This window comes from Agromyces sp. SYSU T00194, from assembly GCF_040496035.1.
GTDB lineage: Bacteria > Actinomycetota > Actinomycetes > Actinomycetales > Microbacteriaceae > Agromyces > Agromyces chitinivorans.
This window is the reverse complement of record NZ_JBEPJZ010000001.1, coordinates 1,584,695-1,608,367: the sequence shown is the minus strand read 5'-3', so window position 1 is coordinate 1,608,367 and position 23,673 is coordinate 1,584,695. Positions and strand designations below refer to the sequence as shown.

At 69.7% G+C, this 23,673-nt stretch carries 15 protein-coding genes; 4 read left to right on the top strand and 11 right to left on the bottom strand.

Going from position 1 to position 23,673, the window contains the following annotated elements; all coding sequences use genetic code 11:
* Window positions 1-27: 27 nt before the first annotated feature.
* The gene (locus tag ABZK10_RS07415; RefSeq protein WP_353808536.1) at window positions 28-1,482 is read left to right on the top strand and encodes an aminobutyraldehyde dehydrogenase; all 1,455 of its coding nucleotides are present in this window, start codon (window positions 28-30) and stop codon (window positions 1,480-1,482) included.
* Between the two features lie 31 nt (window positions 1,483-1,513).
* Here ABZK10_RS07415 and ABZK10_RS07410 read toward each other — a convergent pair whose 3' ends face one another.
* The 4 genes from ABZK10_RS07410 to ABZK10_RS07395 form a co-directional block, all read right to left on the bottom strand.
* On the bottom strand, window positions 1,514-2,431 hold the full coding sequence (locus tag ABZK10_RS07410; RefSeq protein WP_353808535.1) for an alpha/beta hydrolase fold domain-containing protein: 918 nt from the start codon (window positions 2,429-2,431) through the stop codon (window positions 1,514-1,516).
* A 212-nt stretch (window positions 2,432-2,643) separates the two neighbouring features.
* On the bottom strand, window positions 2,644-3,558 hold the full coding sequence (locus ABZK10_RS07405; protein WP_353808534.1) for a carbohydrate ABC transporter permease: 915 nt from the start codon (window positions 3,556-3,558) through the stop codon (window positions 2,644-2,646).
* 12 nt (window positions 3,559-3,570) lie between these two features.
* Window positions 3,571-4,545, bottom strand: a complete 975-nt coding sequence (locus tag ABZK10_RS07400) for a carbohydrate ABC transporter permease (RefSeq protein WP_353808533.1) — start codon at window positions 4,543-4,545, stop codon at window positions 3,571-3,573.
* Window positions 4,542-5,858 (bottom strand): extracellular solute-binding protein, encoded by a 1,317-nt coding sequence (locus ABZK10_RS07395; protein ID WP_353808532.1) that lies wholly within the window; start codon window positions 5,856-5,858, stop codon window positions 4,542-4,544. Before ABZK10_RS07395 ends, ABZK10_RS07400 begins: the two co-directional genes overlap by 4 nt.
* Before the next feature lie 392 nt (window positions 5,859-6,250).
* On the opposite strand from ABZK10_RS07395, the gene ABZK10_RS07390 reads away from it, so the two are divergent.
* Both ABZK10_RS07390 and ABZK10_RS07385 read left to right on the top strand, forming a co-directional pair.
* Window positions 6,251-7,228, top strand: a complete 978-nt coding sequence (locus ABZK10_RS07390; protein WP_353808531.1) for an acetylxylan esterase — start codon at window positions 6,251-6,253, stop codon at window positions 7,226-7,228.
* Window positions 7,229-7,339: 111 nt separating this feature from the next.
* Window positions 7,340-9,133 (top strand): ABC transporter ATP-binding protein, encoded by a 1,794-nt coding sequence (locus tag ABZK10_RS07385; protein ID WP_353808530.1) that lies wholly within the window; start codon window positions 7,340-7,342, stop codon window positions 9,131-9,133.
* A gap of 62 nt (window positions 9,134-9,195) precedes the next feature.
* Here ABZK10_RS07385 and ABZK10_RS07380 read toward each other — a convergent pair whose 3' ends face one another.
* From ABZK10_RS07380 to ABZK10_RS07350, 7 genes are all read right to left on the bottom strand, one after another.
* Entirely contained in the window at window positions 9,196-10,851 is a 1,656-nt protein-coding gene (locus tag ABZK10_RS07380; protein ID WP_353808529.1) for a glycosyl hydrolase 53 family protein, read from the bottom strand.
* A 123-nt stretch (window positions 10,852-10,974) separates the two neighbouring features.
* On the bottom strand, window positions 10,975-14,604 hold the full coding sequence (locus ABZK10_RS07375) for a glycosyl hydrolase 53 family protein (RefSeq protein ID WP_353808528.1): 3,630 nt from the start codon (window positions 14,602-14,604) through the stop codon (window positions 10,975-10,977).
* Between the two features lie 262 nt (window positions 14,605-14,866).
* Window positions 14,867-15,709, bottom strand: coding sequence for a sugar ABC transporter permease (locus ABZK10_RS07370; protein WP_353808527.1), 843 nt, complete (start codon window positions 15,707-15,709; stop codon window positions 14,867-14,869).
* Entirely contained in the window at window positions 15,709-17,088 is a 1,380-nt protein-coding gene (locus ABZK10_RS07365) for a carbohydrate ABC transporter permease (protein ID WP_353808526.1), read from the bottom strand. The genes ABZK10_RS07370 and ABZK10_RS07365 overlap by 1 nt, the downstream gene beginning before the upstream one ends.
* A 72-nt stretch (window positions 17,089-17,160) precedes the next feature.
* Complete coding sequence (locus ABZK10_RS07360; RefSeq protein ID WP_353808525.1) at window positions 17,161-18,366, bottom strand: sugar ABC transporter substrate-binding protein; 1,206 nt, start codon at window positions 18,364-18,366, stop codon at window positions 17,161-17,163.
* Between the two features lie 323 nt (window positions 18,367-18,689).
* Window positions 18,690-19,655, bottom strand: coding sequence for an aldose 1-epimerase family protein (locus tag ABZK10_RS07355; RefSeq protein ID WP_353808523.1), 966 nt, complete (start codon window positions 19,653-19,655; stop codon window positions 18,690-18,692).
* A 5-nt stretch (window positions 19,656-19,660) separates the two neighbouring features.
* Window positions 19,661-22,639 (bottom strand): DUF5107 domain-containing protein, encoded by a 2,979-nt coding sequence (locus ABZK10_RS07350; RefSeq protein ID WP_353808522.1) that lies wholly within the window; start codon window positions 22,637-22,639, stop codon window positions 19,661-19,663.
* Window positions 22,640-22,762: 123 nt separating this feature from the next.
* Between ABZK10_RS07350 and ABZK10_RS07345 the strand changes: the two genes are divergently transcribed.
* Entirely contained in the window at window positions 22,763-23,653 is an 891-nt protein-coding gene (locus ABZK10_RS07345) for a helix-turn-helix domain-containing protein (RefSeq protein WP_353808521.1), read from the top strand.
* The last annotated feature ends 20 nt before the right edge of the window (window positions 23,654-23,673 follow it).

Below are 23,673 nucleotides of genomic sequence, written 5' to 3'. Positions count from 1 at the left end.
CGCCCGGCCGCAGAAAGGACCCAGACCATGACCACCGGAACGTTCATCGGCGGCTACCGCCCCGGCTCGGGCGGCGAGACCGTCATCACCAACCCGGCGACGGAGCAGGAGGTCGCGACGCTCCGCGAGTCCGGCGTCGCCGAGGTCGACGAGGCCGCCGCCGCGGCGCGCGCCGCACAGCCCGAGTGGGCCGCGAAGACCCCCGGCGAGCGCTCGCTCGCGCTGCTGAAGCTCGCCGACGCGATCGAGGCCGACGCCGAGCACCTCGCACGGCTCGAGGTCGAGGACTCGGGCAAGCCCTGGACGACCGCGTTCGACGGCGAGCTGCCGTTCTCGATCGACAACCTGCGCTTCTTCGCGGGGGCCGCCAGGTCGCTCGAGGGCACCGGCGCGGGCACCCTGTCGACCGGGTACACGTCGATCCTGACCAGGCGCCCGGTGGGCGTGGTCGCGGGCATCACGCCGTGGAACTTCCCGCTCATCATGGCGATCTGGAAGGCGGGCCCGGCGCTCGCGGCCGGCAACGCGGTGATCGTGAAGCCCGCGCCGGCCACGCCGCGCACGACCCTGCGGCTGGCCGAGCTCGCGGCCCGGTCGGGCCTGCCGTCGGGGCTGTTCAACGTCGTGACCGGCGACGCCGAGGTCGGCCAGGCGCTCGTCGCGCACCGCGAGGTCGACATGGTGAGCGTCACCGGGTCGACCCAGACCGGCAAGGCCGTGATGCGCGGCGCGGTCGAGGGCGTGAAGCGCGTGCACCTCGAGCTCGGCGGCAAGGCCCCGGTGATCGTCTACCGCGACGCCGACCTGAACGCGATGGCGCACGCGGTCGCGCTCGGCGCCACGTACAACACGGGCCAGGACTGCACCGCGGCGACGCGCGTCTACCTCGAGCGCTCGGTGTTCGACGACGGCGTGGCCGCGCTGCGGGCCGCGCTCGGCGCAGTCGTCGCGGGCGACCCGATGGATGCCGACACCCACATCGGACCGCTCATCTCGCGCGGCCACCGCGACCGGGTCGACGGCTTCGTCTCGCGCGCCGTCGCCGAGGGCGCCGAGGCGCTCGTCGGCGGGCACGCCATCGACCGCACGGGTTCGTACTACGCCCCCACGCTGCTGGTCGGTGCGGCCCAGTCGTCGGAGATCGTGCAGGGCGAGGTCTTCGGCCCCGTGCTCGTCGCGTTGCCGTTCGACGGCGAGGCCGAGGGCGTCGCACTGGCGAACGACAGCGCCTACGGCCTCGCCTCGTCGGTGTGGACCTCCGACGTCGGCCGCGCGATGCGCGTCAGCCAGCAGCTCGACGTGGGCGTCACCTGGGTGAACGACCACCTGCCGATCGCGTCCGAGGCGCCGCACGGCGGCGTCAAGGGCTCGGGCTTCGGCAAGGACATGTCGATGGAGCCGCTGCTCGACTACTCGGTCACGCGGCACCTGATGATCCGGCACGCGGCCCCGCCCGAGACGTCGGGCTTCCGCCCGGCCTGAGGCGCGTCGGGCGCCGCCCGGTTCCGCCCGGTCAGCCCAGGCGCCCGGCGATCCAGACGAGCGCCTCGTCCATGAGCGGCAGCGGGTCCTCCCCGAGGAACACGTGGTCGGCGCCCGGCACGCGGCGCAGCTCGACCGGCACGCCGGCGTCGGCGAGCGCCGCGGCGAACAGCTCGCTCTGCTCGTAGGGCACCAGCGAGTCGGCGTCGCCGTGCGCGAGGAGGAACGGCGGGGCGTCCGGGTGCACCTGCACGACGGGCGAGCAGTCCCGCGCCGCGCGCGGGCCGAGCGGCGAGGCGTCGACGAGCACGGAGAACGGCTCGCGCGCGAGCGTCTCGAGGTGGCCGCGGGGCAGGCGATCCGTTTCGGGGGCGAGGCCCTCCTGCGGCATCCGCTCGCCGTCGTGCACTCCGTACCAGTCGACGACGCCGAGCACCGACGTGTCGCCGTCGGGCACGCCCTCCTCGCCCGCCCACTCCGCCCGGCCGCCGGTGAGGCCGACGAGCGCGGCGAGGTGGCCGCCTGCCGACTCGCCCCACGCGACCATGCGCGAGGCGTCGATGCCGAGGTCGTCGGCGAATCGCCGGAGGTAGCGGATCGCCGCCTTCGCGTCGTGCAGCTGCGCCGGGAAGGGCGCCTCGAGCGAGTGCCGGTAATCGATCGTGGCGACGGCGAACCCCGCGTCGACGATGCGCTGGAACAGCGCTCCGGGCGGCCAGACCTCGGGCGGGAGCCGCCGGTCGCCGAGCAGCCAGGCACCGCCGTGGATCCAGAGCACGACGGGCGGTCGGGCGGATGCCTCGGGCACGTGCAGGTCCAGCAGCAGCGGCCGATAGCCGGGGATCGTCGAGTACGTGAGCCCGTCCCAGCTGCGGACGCCGGTCGGGCGCAGCGGCTGCTCGCCCCCCGTGGGCGGCAGGTACGGGGGCGGCGGCCACTCGTCGCTCATGCTCGGCTTCTTCGCGGTGCTCCGGTGCGCTGCATCCGGCAAGCCTAGTCACGCGGGCGAGTGGTTTCATGAGGTGTGGATACACCGAGCACGAGCCCACGCTGCACGCCGAACTCGGCGTACGCCGTTCCACGGCCCGCGCGCACGCGGATCGCTGCGACCGATGACCCGGCTTGGCCGAACGACCTGAGATTCGCGGACCTCGGATCACCTCAGCCCTTGACGCCGGAGCTGAGCGCGGAGCCCATGAAGTAGCGCTGGGCGACGAGGAACACCACGACGATCGGAACGAGGTAGAGCAGCGCACCCGCCGCCTGCACGGTGATGAGCCCGTTGCCCCGGGGGTCGAGATACCCCGCCGCAGTCGCGACCGACAGCGTCGTGTTGTTGTAGTCCAGCAGGAGCGCCGGGGCGAGGTAGTCGCCCCACGTCCAGGTGAACGACAGGATCAGCGAAGTGAGCAGGATCGGCCGTGAGAGCGGGAGGAAGATCAGCACGTACGTGCGGATCCATCCGGCCCCGTCGATGATCGCCGCATCCTCGAGCTCCAACGGGATCGACGAGAAGTACTGACGGAACAGGAAGATCAGGTACGGCGTGCCCGCGAGGCCCCAGAGCACCCACGGCCAGTAGGTGCCGACGAGCCCGACACGCGCGAACAGCACGTAGGTCGGGATCAGGGTCGCGATCGACGGGATCAGCATCGTCGAGAGCACGATGCCGAACAGCAGGTTGCGGCCACGCCCCCGAAGGCGGGCGAAGGCGAATCCGACCGTCGCGCTCGTCGCCGTCGTCAGTACCGCGAACACCGACGAGATGAACAGCGAGTTCATCGCGTAGGCGGCGAAGTCGATCATCGTCACGGCATCGACGAAGTTCTGCCAGTACGGCTCGACGTCGAGCAGCGCAGCCGGCCCCTCGGTCAGCTTCGCCGGCGAGGCGAGCGCCGTGAGTACGATCCAGATGAAGGGGATGCCGAACAGCGCGATGGCGATGATGACGCCGACGTACGTGTACGCCGTCGCCTTCTGCCCCGGCTGGCCGTCGGACGAGCGGCGCGACCGGCGGCGCGGCGGGCGCACCTCGGGCATGGCGGAGGTGCGGAGGTCCTCAGCGAGATTGGTCATGGGGGAACCCGATCATTCCTTCTGGTCGTCGACGGCGACCTGGTAGAACACGAACCGCCGGCTCAGACGCTGCAGGAACAGCGTGAGCAGCAGGATGAAGACGAAGAAGACCCAGAGCATCGCCGAGCCGTACCCGAACCGGTTGTTGAGGAAGAACTCGTTGTAGACGTCGACCATGTAGAGCGTGGTCCCCGTCGGCACCGTTCGACCGGTCGCGATGCGACTCGTCTCGGCGAGCAGCAGCGGCTGGACGAGCATCTGGAGCGAGAGGATGACGCCGGTGATGACCTGGAAGTAGAGCACCGGCGAGATGAGCGGAACCACGATGCTCCACGTGATCCGCAGGTTGCTGGCACCATCGATTCGCGCGGCCTCGTCGAGCTCGACGGGCACGTCCTGCAACGCGGCGAGGATGATGATCATCCCGCCGCCAAGGCCCCAGAGCGCGAGCACGATCAGCGCGTAGAACGCGTAGGGGTCGACGAGCCAGGTGACGGGGTCCGCCCCGAAGAATCCGAGGATTCCGTTCAGGAGGCCGGCGTCACGGTTGAAGATAAGCCGCCACATGATCGCCGCGGCGACGACCGGCACCACCGACGGGAGGAAGAAGATGGCGCGCACGAGCCCTCGGGCGCGCAGGCGGCGGTTGACCATGAGTGCCAGGGCGAGGCCGCCCGCGACGCTCAACGGCACGACGATGATCGTGTAGCCGAGCGTCCGCAGCAGGCTCGCCCACGCGCCCGGGTCGTTCGTGAAGATCTCGACGTAGTTGCGGAACCCGATGAACCGCCAGATCGGCGATGCGCCGTCGTAGTTGGTGAGGCTCACCACGAAGGCGTAGAGGATCGGAGCGAGGGTCAGCAGGACGAACCCGATGATCCAGGGCGACGCGAACAGGTAGAACGTGGAGGTGCGATAGCGCCGCCAGCCGCGGCCGCGGGCAGGGGTGCCCGCGGCCGCAGCCGGCTGCTGGAGCGTGGAGGTCATCCGAGCTGGTCTTTGCCCTGCGCGAGAAGCGTGTTGATCTCCTCCTCGGCCGCCGCGCCGACCTCGGCGGCATCCATCTCACCCTGGAGCGCCTGCTGGAGGTGCCGGTCGACGACCTCGTTGAGCTGCTCGAAGGTGGCGTACGGCGAGTCCGGCAGGACCGTGACGTACGGGATCTCCGCGGTCGCGGTCTCGATCGCCTGCTGCTGGTACGGCTCATCCGCGGGCAGCAGGTCCCAGAGCGACTGGAGCGAGGGAAGCCCCCACCCGGTCGCGGCGCGCTCCTCGGCGGGGGCGCCCGCCATGTAGTACTCCATGAAGCGCCACGCGCCGTCCTTGTTGTCGGAGCCCTCGGGGATCCAGCCGCCGACGCCTCCGGCGACCGGGCTGATGCGCTCTCCGTACGTCGGTGCGGGCGCGAGGGTCGACGTCTCGGCGACCGCCGCGGCATCCTGGCCCTGGAGGCCTCCGCCCATCCAGTACCCGGTGACGGTCGTGGCCATGCGGCCCGACGCGAAGACCGGCAGGTCGTAGCCGTCGGTCAGCGGGTTCAGCGAGGTCGGACCGACGCCCGAGTCCCCGAAGTCGATCAGCCACTGGATCGCGCGCTGCGCCTCGGGCGAGCCGAGGTCGATCTCGGTGAAGTCCTCGTTGAAGAAGTCACCGCCCTGCTGGGCGACCATGTTCTGCACGACGTTGATCACGCCCCACTGCCACTCGATGCCGAGCGGGTACTCGACTCCGGCGTCCTTGAGCTCCGTCGCCTTGGCGAGCACCTCATCCCAATCCGATGCCTCGGTCAGGCTGAGCGGCTCGACGCCGGCGGAGTCGAACAGTGCGGAGTTCTGCCAGATGGTCGTGTCGGGCGACCAGTCCTTCACGATGCCGTACAGGTTGCCCTGGCCGCGCGTGGTGCCGTCCCAGCGCCACGCGTCGTTCACGGGGAGGAGGTCGTCCTCCTGGATGGCCTCGCTGCCGGCGACGAAGTCGTCGAGGTTCGTCGCGAGGCCGCGGGCGAACAGGTTCGCAGACGGGTTGCCGCGCACGACGTCGGGCGCGTCGCCCGCGGTGATCATCGCGTTCAGTCGCGTGAAGTCGAACTCGATGAACTCAACGGTAAGGTCGGGGTTCTCCTCCTCGAACGCGGCGATCTGCTCTTCGGAGAGCTCGTTCGACGCCCACATGACGGTGATCGTGCTGTCATCGCCACCGCCGCCGCCACCGGCGGTGCAGCCGGTGAGCGCGAGCGAGGCGGCGCCGAGGGCGGCCACGCCGGCCACGAGCCGGGAGCGTGTGGTCTGAATCCTGGACATCTTCGTCCTTCTTCCTGTGTCGGTGATGGTGCGCGTGTGGTGGTGCAGTCACTCGGGTGTGGTGGATACGGGCTCGAACCCAGCGGTCGGGAGCTGGCGCGATCGACGCAGGTCGGGAGTCGCGCCTTCGCCCTTGATCGCGGGATTCACGGCACCGACGCTAGAACGTGCACGCAGCCACCCCAAGAACAATCCGACGGCGTACCTAGACGATCCTCTGATCGTCGAGCGATTCACGGGGAAAGCGTTGCTCCGGGCACGGGGCCGAACCGGTCCGCTCTCGGCGCTCTCGGCCTGCAATCCAAGGACAAACGTCTGAACCTCGAGGACGAAACACTGCTCTCGCTCGCACCCTCTGGATGACGACCCGAGCGTCCCCTACGATTCCCGTCATGCCGCGCTTCGACCTGCCCGAGAACGAGCTCCACGCCTACCGACCCGACGTACGCGAACCGGCGGACTTCGACGCCTTCTGGGCGGACACGATCTCCGAGGCACGCGCGGCAGGCGAGGGCATCCGACTCGACCGGGTCGAATCGCCGCTCGAGACCGTCGACGTGTTCGACCTCCGGTTCCCCGGCTTCGGCGGACACCCCATCGCCGGTTGGGTGGTCGCGCCCCGCGACCGCAGCGGGCGCCTGCCGGCGATCGTCGAGTACATCGGCTACACGGGCGGCCGGAGCTTCCCCCACGAACACCTCCGCTGGGCGTCGTCGGGATACGTCCACGTGATCATGGACACGCGGGGGCAGGGAAGCCAGGGCTCGATGGGCATCACTCCGGATCCGGTCGGGTCGGGACCCGCGGTGTCGGGCTTCGTGACGCGCGGCATCGAGAGCCCCGAGACGTACTACTACCGCAGGGTCTTCACGGACGCGGTGCGCGCGGTCGACGCCGCACGCGCGATCGACTTCGTCGACCCGGAGCAGGTCGTCGTCGCCGGCGCGAGCCAGGGCGGTGGCATCACGCTCGCGGCAGCCGGGCTCGCGGGTGGTCTCGCCGCAGCGTTGCCCGACATCCCGTTCCTCACGCACTTCGAACGCGCGGTGGGCTTCACCGAGTCGACCCCGTACGAGGAGGTCGCGATCTACCTGCGGGCGCACCGGGATGCGGTCGAGCGCGCCTTCACGACGCTCTCGTACTTCGACGGCGTGAACTTCGCCAAGCGCGCGACGGCGCCGGCGCTGTTCTCCACCGCCCTGATGGATGTGGTCTGCCCGCCGTCGACCGTGTTCGCCGCGAAGAACTGGTACGCCGGCACCGCCGAGATCGACGTGTTCCCGTTCAACGGCCACGAGGGCGGTGGCCCGTCGTCGTGGCCCCGGCAGGCCGAGTGGCTCGCGCGGGTGCTCGCAGTGCGAGGAGCGTGACGGCCCGAGCAGCGGTGAGCCGTCCATGTCCACCGTCGGATCACCCATGGTCGGTCGGGACGCGGGTGCATAGCGTGATCAGGCTCGCCGAGAGGAACCTCCCCGCCACCCATGTCACATCGCTCGCGCCCCCGCGACGGCGCACCCGACGGGCTCGCTGACGACCTCGGCGTCGATCCCGACCGACCCGGCCGCTCCCTGATCAACCTGCTCCGGCCGTACCGCGCGCGCCTCGCCGGCATCACGGTCATCTTCGCAGTCAAGGACAGCGCCAACTGGGGCATCCCCCTCATCACCGCGGCCGCGATCGACGTCGTCGTCGCAGGCGGCCCGCTCGACTCGATCGGCGTGCTCGCGCTCATCGCGCTGGTGCTGCTCGGCCAGGTCTACCCGACGCACCTGCTGTTCACCCGCCTGTACATGAGCATGGTCCGCAGCATCGCGGTGACGCTGCGGAGCACGGTGACCTCCCGGCTCCAGGCGCTCTCGATCGGCTACTACGCCCGCACCAGCGCCGCGCTCATGCAGAGCAAGGTGGTGCGCGACGTCGAGAACGTGGAGTTGATGTTCGGGCAGATCGGCAATCCGGTCGGCTCCGCGACGATGATCTTCATCGGTGCGATCGTCATGACGGCGATCAATGTGCCGCAGTTCCTCCCCGTGTACGCGCTCACGCTCCCTCTGGGTATCGGCGTCTGGTGGGCGATGCGCCGGAAGGCGCATCGCCGGAACGAGGCGTTCCGCCTGCAGATGGAGCAGTATGCGAGGCGCGTCGGGGAGATGACCGCCCTGATGCCGATCACGCGGGCGCACGGGCTCGAGCAGATCTCGTTCGACCGGGTCGCGCATGACGCCGAGGGCGTGCGCGACCGCGGCCTGCGGCTCGACATGATCAACGGCCACTTCGGTGCCGCAAGCTGGATCACGATGCAGGTCCTCGCGATGTCGTGCTTCCTCGGCGCGGCAGCCGTCTCCGTCTCGGGACTCGTCGCGATCACGCCGGGCCAGGTGGTGCTGCTCGGCACCTACTTCACCATGCTGACGAACACGGTGATGATGGTGCTGAACCTGATGCCCATCATCGCTCGCGGAAGGGAGTCGATCCGCTCGCTCGGCGAGGTGCTCCACGAGCCCGACCTCGAGCGCAACGAGGGCAAGGAGGCCGTCGACGAGGTGGTCGGCGGATTCCGCATCGAGGACCTCACCGTCGTCTTTCCACCCGAATCGGAGCCTGCGCTGGACTCGATCGATCTCGCGATCCCGCCCGGGCAGACCGTCGCGCTCGTCGGGGCGTCGGGGTCGGGGAAGTCCACCCTCGTCAACTCGGTGCTGGGATTCGTGCGGCCGACCTCGGGGCGGATCCTCCTCGATGGTCGCGACATGGAGACGGTCGACCTCCGAACCGTCCGACGGCACGTCTCGGTCGTCCCCCAGGAGTCGGTGCTCTTCGAGGGATCGATCCGCGAGAACGTGACGTACGGCCTCGGCGACGTCAGCGAGTCGCGGCTCGCCGCGGCCCTACGCGAGGCGAACGCGCTCGAGATCGTGGACGCGCTGCCCGAGGGGCTGGACACGCTCGTCGGGGAACGCGGCGCACGGCTCTCCGGCGGGCAGCGCCAGCGGATCTCCATCGCCCGCGCCCTCATCCGCGACCCTCGGGTGCTGATCCTCGACGAGGCGACGAGCGCCCTCGACTCGCAGTCCGAGCGGAAGGTGCAGGTAGCCCTCGACCGCCTCATGCGGGGCCGCACCACCCTGATCGTCGCCCACCGCCTCTCGACCGTCCGGCACGCCGACCGCATAGTGGTGCTGGAGCGCGGGCGGATCGTGGAGACCGGCACCCACGAGGAACTGCTGGAGCTCGGTGGGCGCTATCGGCGACTCTGGGACCTGCAGTTCAGCTGACGCCCGACGCCCGACGGGGGCGGGTCCCCGGGAGGCGAAGCGCTCCCCGGGGCCCCGATCGATCACCAGGTCGAGAAGGCCTCGAGGCCGCTCGTCGCCCGGTGCTCGCTGGAGTAGTCGAACAGCGTGGTGTCCTCGACCGCGTTGTCGCCGCCGACGATCCAGCCGTTCGGGTCGGGGTCGCCGAGATCGATCGCGATCGGATCCCAGTAGGCGATCCCGTCGACGCTCCCGGTCACCTGCATGGCCCGGAAGTACTCCTTCAGGTACCGCAGCTGACCCGCCTGCGTCGCCCCGTAGTTCTCCGGACCGTCGGGGTCGAGGCCGTTCCCCTCGATCAGGGTCGTGCCGCCGGGGTCGTACGCACTCGTCGTCCACGGGTAGCCGACCTCGACCACCATGGTCTGCCGGTCGGCAAGGTCGCTGACCCAGGTCGCGAAGTTCGCGAGCGAGGCGATCGACATGTCGGTCCAGAACGGGTAGAGCGACAGGCCCATGATGTCGTAGTCGAGGCCGTAGGTGTCGGCGAGGGTGATCCAGTCGTTGTACAGCCACTCACCCGGCGTCGTGAGGTGGATCACGATCTGTGTCGACGACGACACCGACCGGACACCGGCGGATGCGGCAGCCAGGAAGGCGTAGTAGCCGGCGGGATTTGCGTACCGGTCGATGCCTGCCACGGCGTTGTTGATCTCGTTCCCGATCGAGATGTACTCGGGAGTGACTCCTGCCGCCTGCAGGGTCTGCATCACCTCGCGCGTGTAGTCGTACGCGGCATCCTCCAGCTGCGCCTGGCTGTACCCCTGCCATGCCTCGGGAACGATCTGGAGGCCCGGATTGGTCCAGAAGTCGCTGTAGTGGAGCGAGATGAAGAGCTCCATGCCCCGCGCCTCGGCCGCCTGCGCGTTCAGCACGGCGTCATCGAGGTCCTGCCATCCGGGCTGCAACTGCACCGAGTCCCCGTCGACGGTGACGAAGTTGCCGGGCTCGTTGTAGATGCGGATGCGCGCGAGGTTAAACGAGTCGGCGGCGAGCACGTCGAGCACGTCCTGCGGGACGCCGTTCGAGGTCGACCACACGCCGCCGGCGTCCGCGGTGAGCCTGCGGTAGGTGATGTCCCCGCCGACCGCCATCGTGCGCGCCTCGGTGTGATCGAGCACGCTGAAGTGGAAGTCGTCGGCGAACAGCTCGGTGCGGCGATCGTTGCTCCAGATGCCCACGGTGCACGACGACGTGAGCACGGACACCACCAGCGTGACCCGGGTCCAGGACGAGGTCGTGGGCAGTTCGAGCGACTGCGCCGCGGGGTCGCCGCAGGAGTAGGCCTGGAGCCCCGCCTGCGCGCCCTGCGGATTGCGCACCCAGGCCGTCAGGGCGTAGGTCCCGGTCGTGAGTCCGGTGAGTGTCTGGACCGTGTTCACCTTCCACTTGCCGTTCGCGCCGTGCCGCAGGCTTCGCGTACCCGAGTGCGCATCGCCGGTGGGCGACGAGACGGCCTGCGTCTGCCCGATGTTCGTCCAGCCGGTGATTCCGCTCTCGAATCCTGGATTGACGAGCAGGTTCGGGCCGACGGCCTCCGCCGGCTGCGACTGCGGCGGCGCGGCCACCATGACGCCTCCGAGCAGCGCGGACAGGGCGAGGCCGACGACCAGCCTGATGCGCCGTTGCCGTACGGGGTCGTGCTCGCGTGCCTGAGCTCGACGAGGGATGAATCTCATGCGGTTCTCCTTTGAACGCGACGCCCGCGTGTCGGGCGTCTTCGAGATGGCCCACGGAGGGCCGAGACCGCGCGGGGCGCCGGGCAGGTGGTGCCCGACGCCCCGCGCGGGGTCACGATCGACCTACGAGCTCGGCACCCAGGCGTTGCCCGCGCCCGTGCCGGGCTCCTGGTTGCGGCTGTAGTGCCGTGCCTCGTAGAGCGCGCCCTCGTGGGACACCACGTCGCCGGCGTGGAAGATCCGCGACGGCGTCCACACCGCGGTGTCGCCATCGCTCACGATCTCCTGCCACGCGCCGTACGGGTTGGCCCCGGGGACCTCCGTGCGCGCGGGCCGGAACGCCTCGTAGACGCTCCCGTCGTAGGTGATGCGGTCACCCGGCTGGTAGAACGCCTCCTCGTCCCAGCTCGGCGGGTCGTCGGTGCCGGGCACCTCGGTGCCGAGGTACCCCGCGGTGACCAGGTCGATGACCGCCCAGTCGCCCGACTCGCCGTCGACGCCGAACCCGATGGTGAACTCGGACCCGCCGACCTCCGCGACGACCTCGACCGGCTGCGGGCCCGAGTTGCGCGGAACCTGCTGCTCGGCCACGACCTCGCCGGCGGCGTTCTTCAGGTACATCGTCAACGTGCCGTTGACGCCCGAGTACACGTACGCGCGTGCGGTGTACACGCCGGTCTCATCGACGGGGACCGTCTGCTCCAACCCTGCCGCGTAGGCGGCGTCGAGCCAGAAGGTCGCCGCATAGGTGCCGTCGATGGTGCCGCCGAAGTGCGTGCGGTCCTGGCGGATCCCGGCGCCCGCGGGCTCGCTCGTGAACGTCCAGCCGTCCGCGGTCGCCTCGCCGCCCGCACCGGCCGTCTCGAAGCTGCCGTTGACGACGTCGAGCTCGAGCGGCAGCACGATCCGCACGCCCGACGTGGTCTGGCTGTGCTCGACCGTGAACGGCGCCGATATCGTGTCGAGGTACCCGTCCAGCGTCGCCGTGGCGACGATTCCGGTGCCGGACGCGACCTGCTCGACGAGGAACGACCCGTCGACCTGCACGGTCGCCTCCCGGCCGCCGACCCGCACCGTCGCGCCGCCGAGCGGCGCGCCGTCCGGCGCGACGACCTGGCCGCTCACCGATCCGACGTCCTCGATGAGCTCGATCGACTGCGCGACATCCGCACCGCTCACGATGTCGAGCGAACGCGTAACGTAGCCGTCCTGGATCACCGTGAGCGTGTACTCGCCGTCGGGAACCGCCGGGAAGGCGTAGCCGCCGTCGGCGCCCGCGAGGCGCGGCGAGGCGTACTCGTCGCCCGCGATCCGCACCAGCGCACCCGCGATCGGCGCACCGTCCACGTCGTGGACCGTGCCGGTGACCGAGCTGAGCGCCTGCTCGCCGGAGAGCTCCAGGTCGGCGTCGGTGCGGCTTCCCGCGCTGACCGAGACCGGGACCGGCGACGTGCCGCCGAGTCCGGCCTCCGCCGCCTCGACCGTGTGGTCGCCGGGCGACATCCGCGCGAAGTAGTAGTCGCCGTACTCGTTCGTCGCGACCGTGCGGTCATCCGCTCCGTCGGAACCCAGGGTCACCGTCGCTCCGGCGACGGGCTGTCCGGCGGCGTCCACCACCGAACCCGCGACGGTGCCGGTGGCGGAACCGCGCGTGTTCAGGCGATACGCGTCGAGCACCGGCAGCGCGCCGCCCTCGAAGTCGAACAGCGTCGTGTTGTCGATGACGTTGACGTCGACCGTGTCGGTCGACTCCAGGTAGGCCCAGCCGGTCTGTCCTCCGGCGTAGATCTCCATCGGGTCCCAGTACAGGTCGCCGATCGCCATGCCGCCGGGCACGTTCTGGAGCTCGTTGAACAGCTCGATCATGAAGTCGCGCTGGAGCTCCGGCGTGCTGTCCTCGAGCGTGCCGTACGGTCCGTTGTGCCGGAGCTGGCCCTCGTCGCCCGCACCCGTCTCCGGGTGCCAGTTGAAGCCGGTCTCCATCACGAGGATCGGCTTGTCGAACTGCTGCGAGATCGTCGTCGCGAACGACGCGAACTGCGCTGCGGACTTGTTGGTCCAGTACGGGTAGTACGACGTACCGATGATGTCGTAGTCCGCACCCTGGCCGTCGGCGTTCGTGAAGTACGTCTGGTAGGTGCTCGTGTTGCCGCCGTCGTCGAGGTGGATGATCACCTGGGCGTCCGGCACGACCGCGCGCACCGCCTCGGCACCGGCGTTGTGGAAGCGGACCAGGTTCGGCCAGTTCCCCGTCGAGCCATACGGGAAGAGCATCCCCGAACGGGTCTCGTTGCCGATCGACACGTACTGGGGCGGCGTGCCCTGGGCAGCCATCTGCACGAGGACGCCCTCGGTGAAGTCGTGGACCTCACCCTCGAGGATGTCCACTGCATCGGCGTCGCTCGCCCCGTCGATCAGTTCCTGCCAGGCACTCGGGATCATCTGGATGCCCGGGTTGGTCCAGTAGTCGCTGTAGTGGAACGACAGCTGGATCTGCAGGCCCGCGGCAGCGGCGCGCCGCGAGAGCTCGAGCGCGTCCGCCACGTCGGAATACCCCTCGGGCACGTAGTAGGTACCGTCGCCACGACCCTTGCCGGGGTCGTTGTAGACGCGGATGCGCACGACGTTCCAGCCGTTGTCGGCCAGGATCTCGAGCGGGTCGCGCACCTGCCCGTCGGCGTCGGAGTACCGTCCGCCGAAGTCCTCGGTGTACGTCAGCAGCGAGATGTCGCCGCCGATGAGCATCTCGTACGGGCCGTCGTCCTGCACGAGGTGGACGTCGTCGATGCGCACGGTGCCGGCGGTGTCACCGGTGGTGCGGAGACCCACCTCGAGCTGCCCGCTGGTCACGTGGACGCCACGGAGGGTCGTCCGCTTCCAGGCATCGGCCGCGTCGTAGGGGAAGTTCGTGCGGGGCACGGCCGTGCGCGCCTCGGACTCGCCGCCACCCGAGGCGAACACGAACGCCTCGTCGTACCCGCCGTCGTTCTGGATCCACGCCGTCAGCCGGTAGTAGCCGTCCTCCAGGCCCTCGATGACCTGCGACGTCTCCTGCGTACCGGTGGCGTCGTGGCGCACGGAGGAGGCCGAGTCGCTCCGGCCGCCGGCGATCAGCTCCCCGCCGACGTCCCAGGCGACGCCCTCGTCCTCGAAGCCCGGCTCCGTCACGAACGAGTCGGTCGGCTCGGGCTCTCCGCCGTCGCCGCCGGCCGGCACCACCGTCACATCGTCGATGTATCCCACCAGGGTGGTCGAGGTGAACGTGTCGAGCACGATCTCGATGTCGAGCACGCCGTCGGCCCCGACCGGGACGTCCTCGACCACGACCTCGTCCCAGGTCAGCGATCCGTCGATCTGCGTGGCGCCACCGCTCGCGATGGGCGCGGATGCACCGTTCGCAACGAGCGCGCTCGACCCGAGGCCCTCGTTCGCCCAGACGAAGAGCGACACGTCGTAGCTGCCCTCGGGTGCCGTCAGCGACTGCGAGAGCGTGGACGCCCCATTCCACTGGCTGAGCGCCTGCGAGTACGTGCCCGTGCGCGCAGCCGCATCCGAGACCCAGACGGTCGAGGTCATCGACCACTCCGAAGCGACCCAGCTGTCCGGAGCCGTCCACTCCTCGAAGCTGGCGTTCGGCACCGCGATCTCGCCCGGCACCTCCGCAGCCGCCGGTGCGGCGGTCAGGCCGGTGGCGATGATCCCCGCCGCGGCTGCTGTCGCGCACCACGCTCGTGCGCCCCTACCCCATCCCATGGATGCTCCAATCGTTCGCCCCGACGTCGCTGTCGTGCTCGGGGGGATGCGTCACCACCGGCGGGTCGAAGCTCGACCTCGCCGCGGACCGACGCTCGAATGCTAGGGACGGGCTCGCCGCCTGCATCCGAGGGCAACCGCATTCTCCATCGGGTCCAGCGGATCATCCATGCCGCGCTCATCCCGCCTTGCGGGCACAGCACAGCGACGGCCGGGAGGATCGTCAGATCACTCCCGGTCCGTCGCGTACCGCGGTGCTCCGCTACTCCTTGAGCGCTCCCGTGGCCAGTGACGTGATGAGCGTCCGCTGGGTCGCGAGGAAGAAGATCATGAACGGGATCGCCACGATGATCGCGCCGGCCGCGAACGTCGTGAAGTCCTGGTTCTTCTCCGAGACGAAGCTGATCAGGCCCAGCGCGAGGGTCTGCTGCTCGGGGCTGCGGAGGATGAGCTTCGGGAAGATGAAGTCCATCCACGGCGCCGCGAACGTCGTCACCGCGAGGAAGACGAGGATCGGCTTCGAGATCGGCAGGATGATCGTTGCGAAGATGCGCAGATGGGAGGCGCCGTCGATGCGCGCGGCCTCGTCGAGCCCCTGCGGGATCGTGTCGAGGTAGCTCTTCACGAGCCAGATCGAGTACGGCAAGTTTCCCGCGAGGTAGACGAGGACGAGGCCCCACAGGGTGTCGAGCGCACCGATCCGCGACAGGATCACGTAGATCGCGATCATGCCCACGAACGACGGGAAGATCTGCAGCACGATCATGCTGGTCAGGATCGAACCCTTGAACGTGAAGTCGAACCGCGAGAACACGTACGCCGCGAGCGACGCGATCAGCAACGTGCCGAGCGAGACGCTGAGCGCGATGATGAACGAGTTCATGAACCAACGCGGGTACAGGGTCTCGGTGAACAGGTACTCGAAGTTCGCGAAGGTGAATCCGCTCGCGAACGGCACCGGGGACAGCGCCGCGGCCGAGCGCCCGGGCGAGAACGCCGAGCTCAGGGTGTACGTGATCGGCCAGAGGACCACGAACGTCAGCAGCAGGCATCCGAAGAAGACGATCGTGCTCCAGACGACCGAACCGAACCTGTCGAGGCGCATCACATCTCTCCCTTGAACGAACGGGTGCGCCGGAACTGCATGATCGCGAACGGTGCCAGGACCAGGAAGATCATCACCGCGACGACCGACCCGTAGTTGTACCTCATGAGGCCGATCGTGATCTCGTACAACCAGCTGACCAGGATGTCGGTCGCGCCCGCACCGGTGACGGTGGTGTCCGCGACGGTCGGCCCGCCGTTGGTGAGGAAGAAGATCGCACCGAAGTTGTTGAAGTTCATCGCGAACGACATGATGATCAGCGGCGCCGTCTGGTAAAGCACCAGCGGGAGCGTGACGTACCGGAACCGCTGCACGCCCGTCGCCCCGTCGAGGGCCGCCGCCTCGCGCACGTCCTGCGGGATCGCGGTCATCGCGCTCATCGTGAGCAGCATGAAGTACGGGAACCCGCACCAGAGGTTGATGAGGACGACCATGAACCGCGCCAGGTTGGGCTCGGTCAGCCACGGGATCGCGGTGTCGATGATCCCGAGTTCCAGCAGCGTCTTGTTCACCGCGCCGAAGGCCCCGTTGAGCATGTTGCGCCAGACGAGCAGCGAGACGACGGCCGGGATCGCGTACGGCAGGATGAAGATGGCCTGGAAGACCGGCTTGATCACGATCTTCGACTCGTGCAGCACGACCGCGAGGATCATCCCGCCGAAGTAGCAGGTCGCGACGGCCAGGATCGCCCACACGGTCGTCCAGATGAACACCCGGACGAGCGCCTGGGTCCAGGTCTGGTCGCCGCCGAGCATGCTGCCGAAGTTGTCGAACCCGACCCAGTCGACCGTGTTGCCCGGCGGGATGTGCTGGGGGGACGAGTAGTTGGTGAACGCCACCAGCGCCGAGAAGACCAGCGGCACGATGACGAAGAAGAGGATGAGCACCACCATCGGCGTGAGCCCGAGCACCGGGAAGGCGCGCGACCCGATCGCCGAGAGCTGGTGGCGCGCGCTCGTGTTGGCGCGACGGGCGCCGACGCGGTAGTCGGCGAGTGCGCTGCGGATGGAGATCGCGTAGACGGCGGCGAACACGGCGACCACGGCCAGCACGAGGACGCCGTCGACCATCATGAACAGCGAGTTGTCCCGCTCCTTGATGGGGACGGTGGGCTGCGGGGTGCCCAGCGTGACCAGGCCAACGATGCGGTCGATGATCACCGGAAGCGACGCGAGGAACGCGACCTCGACCAGCGCGAAGGCGGCGCCCTTCCAGCGCAGGCCGAGCACGGTCAGGTGGGCCAGGCCCATGAACAGCGATGCGCGCGCGACGACCTGCCTCCGTTCGACTCCTGCGATCCGCTCAGGAATACGGACCGGCGAGTCGTCGGGTTGCGGGGTGCGCACCTCCTCCGCGACGAAGGTGGGAGGGATGCTCATGGTGGTTCCTTTCGTCTGCCGTGGCGTCCCGGCCGATGGAGCCGGCCGGGACGCCACTGCGCCGAACGAGTGCTACTGGTTGAGGATGACCTCGGTGGCCGTGTCCAGCTCGGTCTGGATGTCGGCACCGTTCCAGATGTTGATGATGGCGGAGTCCATCGCGGTCCAGAAGAGGGTCATCTCCGGTATCGACGGGGTCGGGAAGGCGTACGCACCCTGTGCGGCCAGGCCGAGGGTCGCCTCGTTGTCGATGCCGTCGATCTCGGCAGGCGGGATGCTGCCGGTGAGGTCGTAGGCGAGCTTCAGCATCTCGGGGCTGGCGAGGAACGCGGCGAAGTCCTGCGCGGCCTCCGGGTAGTCGGTGTACGCCGACGTGAACATCGTGCGGGAGTTGGAGAACGACCCGGCGGGGGTGTCCGAGCCCTCCAGCGCGGGCAGGGTGGCGACGCCGTAGTCGAGGCCCGCGGCGTCGAACACCGGGATGTTCCACGAACCGGTGATCGACATGGCCGACTGACCGCCCTCGAACAGCGAGTCGACGCTGGCCGCGTCGAGGTCCTCCGCCGGCACGTCGAGCACGCTGCGCAGCTCGACCAGCTGCTCGGCACCCGCCACGGTCGCGGGGGTGTTCGTGTTCGGCGTCTCCGGGTCGTCGCCGGCCGGGCCGAACAGCAGGTTGTCCGGCGCTGAGAAGAGCCACGGGGCGCTGTAGTAGATGCTCGGGTTGAAGGCGAAGCCGTACTTGCCCGGGTTGTCGGCGTTGAACTCCTCCGAGAACCCGATCACGTCGGCCCAGGTGGTGGGCACGTCGGTGACGTACTCCTTGTTGTAGAAGAGCCCGTAGGTGTCGATGGTGACCGGCACACCCCAGATCTGCTCCTGGTAGGTGACGCCCGCGATCGCGCCGGGAACGAGCGCGCCCTCGAGCGCCTCCGGATCCGCGACGGGCAGGATGTGCCCGCCCGTCACCAGGTCGCCCGTCACGTTGCTGGGCGCCGCGAAGACGTCGGCGCCGACCCCGGCGGGGCCGTCGAGCGCGATCTGCCCGAGAGCGTCGCCGAGTTCCACGTTCTTGTAGACGATCGTCACGTTCGGGTGCTCGGCCGTGTACGCCTCGCCGGCCTGCTCGATGAAGTCCGAGCGACCCTCGAGGGACTCCCACACGACGAGCTCGATCTGCTCATCGCCACCGGTGTCGCCCGAGTCGCCGTTGCTGCACGCGGCGAGCGAGAGGACGAGCCCCGCTCCTGCCACGAGTGCGATTGCGGATCGCTTCACGATTATCTCCTTTGTATCGTGCTGTGCCCGAGCCCACTGCGGTCCGGGTCGATATGCGGATCTCGACGTCGGGCTACCGTGCGAACCGGTACTCCGCGCCGAGCGTGTGTCAAACCTATGTCGGCCCCCGGCCTCGGAACGATGGGCGATCGAACGAGAAACATGGACGAAACGATGCGGTGGTCCTGCCGGTCCGGTACCGAGCCTTCCCTGCCCCCACGGCGGATAACAGGATGATAACGCCACTCGATGGCGTACTGGGCTGCGAGATGCGGCCGATCCGACGATGCCTCACGCACGATGACATGGACGATGCCCGGTACCTATCCGTCGCGCTGATGAGACGGTTCGGGTGCGTCGAGCGCCCGGATCCACCACCCGAACCGGGCCGAGCCGCCAGGCAGCAGCGTCAGGAGGCCGCGCCCGGAATTGAGCGCATCCGGCGCGCAGCTCTGCGGTTCGACGGCGATCGCGTGGCGACGTTCCGGACCGGTCGCCTCGTCGCTCGTGTAGAGCTGCACCCACTCGCTCGCGGCATCCCAGGAGATCTCTGCGCCACCCCCCGACGGGTCGGTGACGCGCACCCGAGCCCGGCCGTCCTCACCTCGGCGCAGACCGGTGAACGCATGGTTCAGTACGGCGGCGCCGATTCGCCTCGTGCTGCGGAAGTCGAAGCCGCTCGCCTCCTCACTGCCCAACGGGACGATCTCGGTCGGGAGCATCCGTGCGTCGGTGAACAGCACTTCGGTGGCGGGCACCTCGAGCGACCAGTCGTCCACCGCACACGCCTGCAGGTCGCCCGCGACGAGGTACGGGTGGATGCCGATGCCGAACGGCGCCGGTGTCGCACTCTCGTTCGTCGCACACACCACGATCGCCAGCCCGTCGGACCCCAACCGGTACTCGACGTCCAGCATCACGCGCCACGGGTAGCCGGGCTGCGGCTCGATCCAGCTGCGCAGGCTCACGCTGCCGGAGGTGCGGCCGACCGCCTCGAATCGCTGCCACGCGACGAGTCCGTGCGTGGCGGTGTTCGTCTCGATCTCGTTGACGGGGAGCCGGTGCTCCACTTCCCCGAAGCGATACCGCCCGTCGGCGGTCCGGTTCGGCCAGGGTGCGAGGATCGCCCCGCGCATGGCGGGACGGATCGCATCGGCGTCGAAGGGTACGACGACGTCACGACCGCGGTACCGGAGGGTGCGGAGCGATGCGCCGATCGCAGCGATCTCCGCGACGTAGTCACCGGTGCGCAGGGTGCACTGCGCACCGGAGATCGGGTCCGTCGGCATCGTCGTCAGGCGTCGCCGCTCTCGCGCGAGAACAGCAGCAGTTCGGGCAGGCTGGTCGCGAAGTAGTCCGTCACGCCGTCGTCGCGTCGGGCGACCGGCGGCACGTACTCCGCGCGCGCCTCGCCGAGCGTCGCGGGCGGGTCGCTGAGCGGCAGGCCGATCGCCTCCAGCGTCTCGTCCCACGCGGCGATCGCCTGGCCCTCGCCGCCCTCCCACGGGTGGAAGGATCGGCCGACGAGGATCTCGTACGCCCGCGCGGCATCGCCCTCGGCGACGAGCAGTCGCACGTACGCGATGGTGAAGTCGTCACGGGTCAGGACGAGCTGCTCGACCGGGCGCAGGCGAGCCAGGCGCTCCGCCGGGCTGTGGTCCAGTCGCGCGGCGAGCTGGTCCTGCTCGTAGCGGATGCGGGCGTCGTCGGGAGCCAAGGCGACCGCCTGCTCGTAGCGCTCCCATGCGGCAGCATCGTCGTGGTCGATGTTGTACGCGGCGAGCGCGGCGTTGCGCAGCAGCACCGGGTCGCGGTACCCCGCATCGATGGCCGACCGCCAGTGACGGCTCGCCTCGATGCGTCGACCGTGCGCGTAGAGCAGCATCCCGAGGAGCGAGTGCGCGATCGCGTCGTCGGGCTCGGCATCCAACGCAGCCGTGAGCGCGTCGAGCGCATCGAGGCCATGCGGGAACGCCCACGTCCGATCGACGCTGCGAGCCCTGGCACGCTGCCCGGCGGCATCCGCCGAACGCCCGAGCCGGTCGAGGATCTGCGCGGCGAGGTAGTGCGCGATCGGACGGAGGTTGCCCGACGGTGTCACGGGCGCCTCCTGGGCGCGTGCGAGCAGCGCGAGTGCGCCGTCGGAGTCGCCCGCCGCGCGGAGGTCCAGCGCCACGTCGACCAGCAGCCCGGCGTCGGTCACGACGTCGACGCCGGCGAGCTCGCGCAGCGTCGCGTCGAGCGGATCGGCCTGCAGCGCCGCCCGCACGAGCGCGTTCGCCTCGTCCGCTCGATCGAGCCGCGTGAGCACGATCGCCCGGAGCGCGGTGCGCCGCGTGTCGTGCCCGACGACGCCGTCGAGGGAGTCGAGCACGCGCAGCGCCGCCCGGTTGCGGTCGCGTGCGCTCAGCGACTGCGCGAGCGCGAGCCCCGCTGCCGGAGCCCACGTGGCGTCCCAGCCCGCCTTGCCGAACGCCTGCTCGGCCTCGTCGTCCCGGCCCAGCCGCCGCAGGGCGAGACCGAGCAGGTAGAACGCCTCCGCGTCCTGCGGGTTGGCGTTGCGTCGGGTCAGGCGCGCCAGGGCGACCCGCACGAGATCGAGCGTCTCCTGGTAACGGCCCGCGCGGTAGGCGTGGTCGGCCAGCGCGAGGTTCGTGCGCACGTCGCTCGGGTCGCGTTCGATGGCGGCGTTCCAGTAGGGCAGCGGCGAGCGCGTCGGGTGACGGTACTGGCTGAGGTGCAGCCCGGTGAGGTAGAGCTCCTCCACCGAGGTGATGTCCTCGGGCCGCGGGGGCTCGTCGGCGACCCAGGGCTCCTCGTCGTCGACCTCGCTGGGCACCCAGCGCACGAGGACGCGCCCCGTGTCGTCGAGGAGCTCGGCCGCGAGCGTCCCGTGCTCGACGCCGTCGGCGGCCAGCTCGACGGGCACGCCGGGCACCAGGTCCTCGGTGCGGGTCGCGATGACGTCCTCGTCGCGCAGGATGCGCAGCACGGCGCCGGGCCGGGGCGCGGTCACGGCGAAAGTGGCGGAGATGCGGCCGTCGCGTTCGACGTGCACCGCGGCGTCCGGGGTCGCCTGGTGCGCCGCGCCCATCGCCGGGATCGGATACCAGTACTGCGTGAAGACCTTGGTCTCGCCGGGCAGGAGCCAGGTGAAGTCGGGCTGGTTGTCGGTGTAGACGCCTGCCATGAGCTCGACGTAGGGGCCGTCGGCGTCGGTGAGCTGCGCGTCCCAGGCATGACCGAACGGCGCGTCGCCCCAGGTCCACTGCTTCTTGCCGGGCGAGACGCGACGCTCGGCCCAGTGCACGAAGCCAGCGCCCGCGGCGTGGTCGTAGCCGCCGAAGAAGTCCTCCTGCGAGTCCACGATCATGTACGAGGTGGGCACCGGGATGTTCCGGTAGTAGTCGATGCGGTTCGCTCCGGGCGCCTCGGCCGCGAGCGCCGGGTAGTCGACGCCGTAGTACGGGCGATCGGCCTCGGGGAACGCGGTCAGGGCACGGCGCGCGTGATCGGCCACGTAGCGCACGTCCTCGGGGAAGAACGACTGGTAGTCGTCGTGCACGCGCGCGGCGACGTTCGCCCACCAGAGGAACGTCTGGCGGTCCTCGGTGCGGTTGTGGAGGCGCACGGCGAGCTCCACGACCGAGCTGTTCGGACGGAGCCGGACGCCGTGCTGCGCGGACATGCGCGCGAACGGGTCGTGGTCGTGGCACCAGACGGTGACCGAGCCGTCGTCGCCGTGCTCGATCGAGGTCTCGACCGGGAGGTAGGTCGCCGGGCGGTGGTGCTGGGGCCAGTTGAATTCCACGCCGCCGCTGATCCACGGTCCGGCGAGCCCGACGAGCGCGGGCTTGATGACGTTGTTCCGGTAGAAGAAGTCGTACCCGGTGGTCTTGTCGTAGCCGACGTGGATGCGCCCACCCAGCTCGGGCAGCACGACGACCCGAACATAGGCGTTCTCGAGGTGGATCGCCCGCCAGTCGCGATCCACGGCGTCGTCGGCGACGCTCTCCGTGAACGGGATCGGGTAGACCTTGCCGCTGGACCCCTGGTACACGCGGTGGTCGAGGTACATCGGATACGGACTCGGCTCGCCCGCCTCGTAGGTACGGACCGTCAGGGGCGAGCTCCAGGCGACGGCTCCGCCCGTCGCGATCACCGCCTGCAGGTCGGCGGGTGCGTCCGGAAGCTCGAACTTCGCGTGGGGGACGACGGAAGCGTCCGTCTCGTCGTCGATGACGGTACCGGGGTCGGTCCGTTCAGCGGTCATCGCTGACCTCCATGGGATCGGCCGCGCGCGGGCGCGGGGGTGCGTACTTCGCGAGCGGCAACGCTCATCACTCGACGCTAGAAGGAGCGCCGACACGGCGGTATGGTGAGATCGAGGAAGGTTATGGACGAAACACTGATCGAAGCGCCGCCGCACTACCGAATGGACGGATTCGAGCACCAGCGGCTCTGCGTCATTCCCCGCCCGCAGGTGGAGGCGGCGCTCGACCGACCGGGAACCCGTCGCCTGACGGTCACGGACGCGGGCTACTTCCCTGCGGCCGGTGGCCATCGTCGGATACGGGCGACGGGCGCGAACGAGACGATCGTCATCCTGTGCGTGGCCGGCGCGGGCGTCGTCCGGATGGGGGCGGAGACCTACTCGCTCGCTCCCGGGGCGAGCATCGTGATCCCGGCGCACCGACCGCACGAGTATCAGGCCTCAGGCGTCGACCCATGGACTATCTGGTGGTTGCATGTGCGCGGCACGGATGCCGCCGAGCTCACCGGCCCCATCCTCAGCGCGTCGCAGCCGGTGATCCGGCTGAAGTCGCTGGACCGGGTGGTCGCGCTCTTCGACGAACTGGTGTCGCTGCTGGAGCGCCGCCTGTCGCCGGCGCAGATGCTCGCGGCATCCGGGGTCGCCTGGAACCTGCTCACCCGCATCGCCGCCGACAGCGTGCTGCCCGCAGACGGTTCACCGCTCGAGCGTGCGATGCGCTACCTCGAGGCGCGCGTCGACGGCAACATCCAGGTCGCGGAGCTCGCGGCCATCGTCGGGATGTCCCCGTCGCACCTCAGCGCGCTGTTCCGGCAGGCGACCGGGGGCGGCCCGGGGGCGTTCCACACGTCGCTGAAGATGGCCCGCGCGCGGTCGCTGCTCGACACGACCTCGCTCACGGTCACCGAGATCGCGGCGGCCGTCGGGTACGTCGATCCGCTCTACTTCTCACGGCACTTCCGTCGGGTGCACGGCGTGAACCCGACGACGTACCGCGCCCACCACAAGGGGTGACCCGACGGGTCCGCATCGGC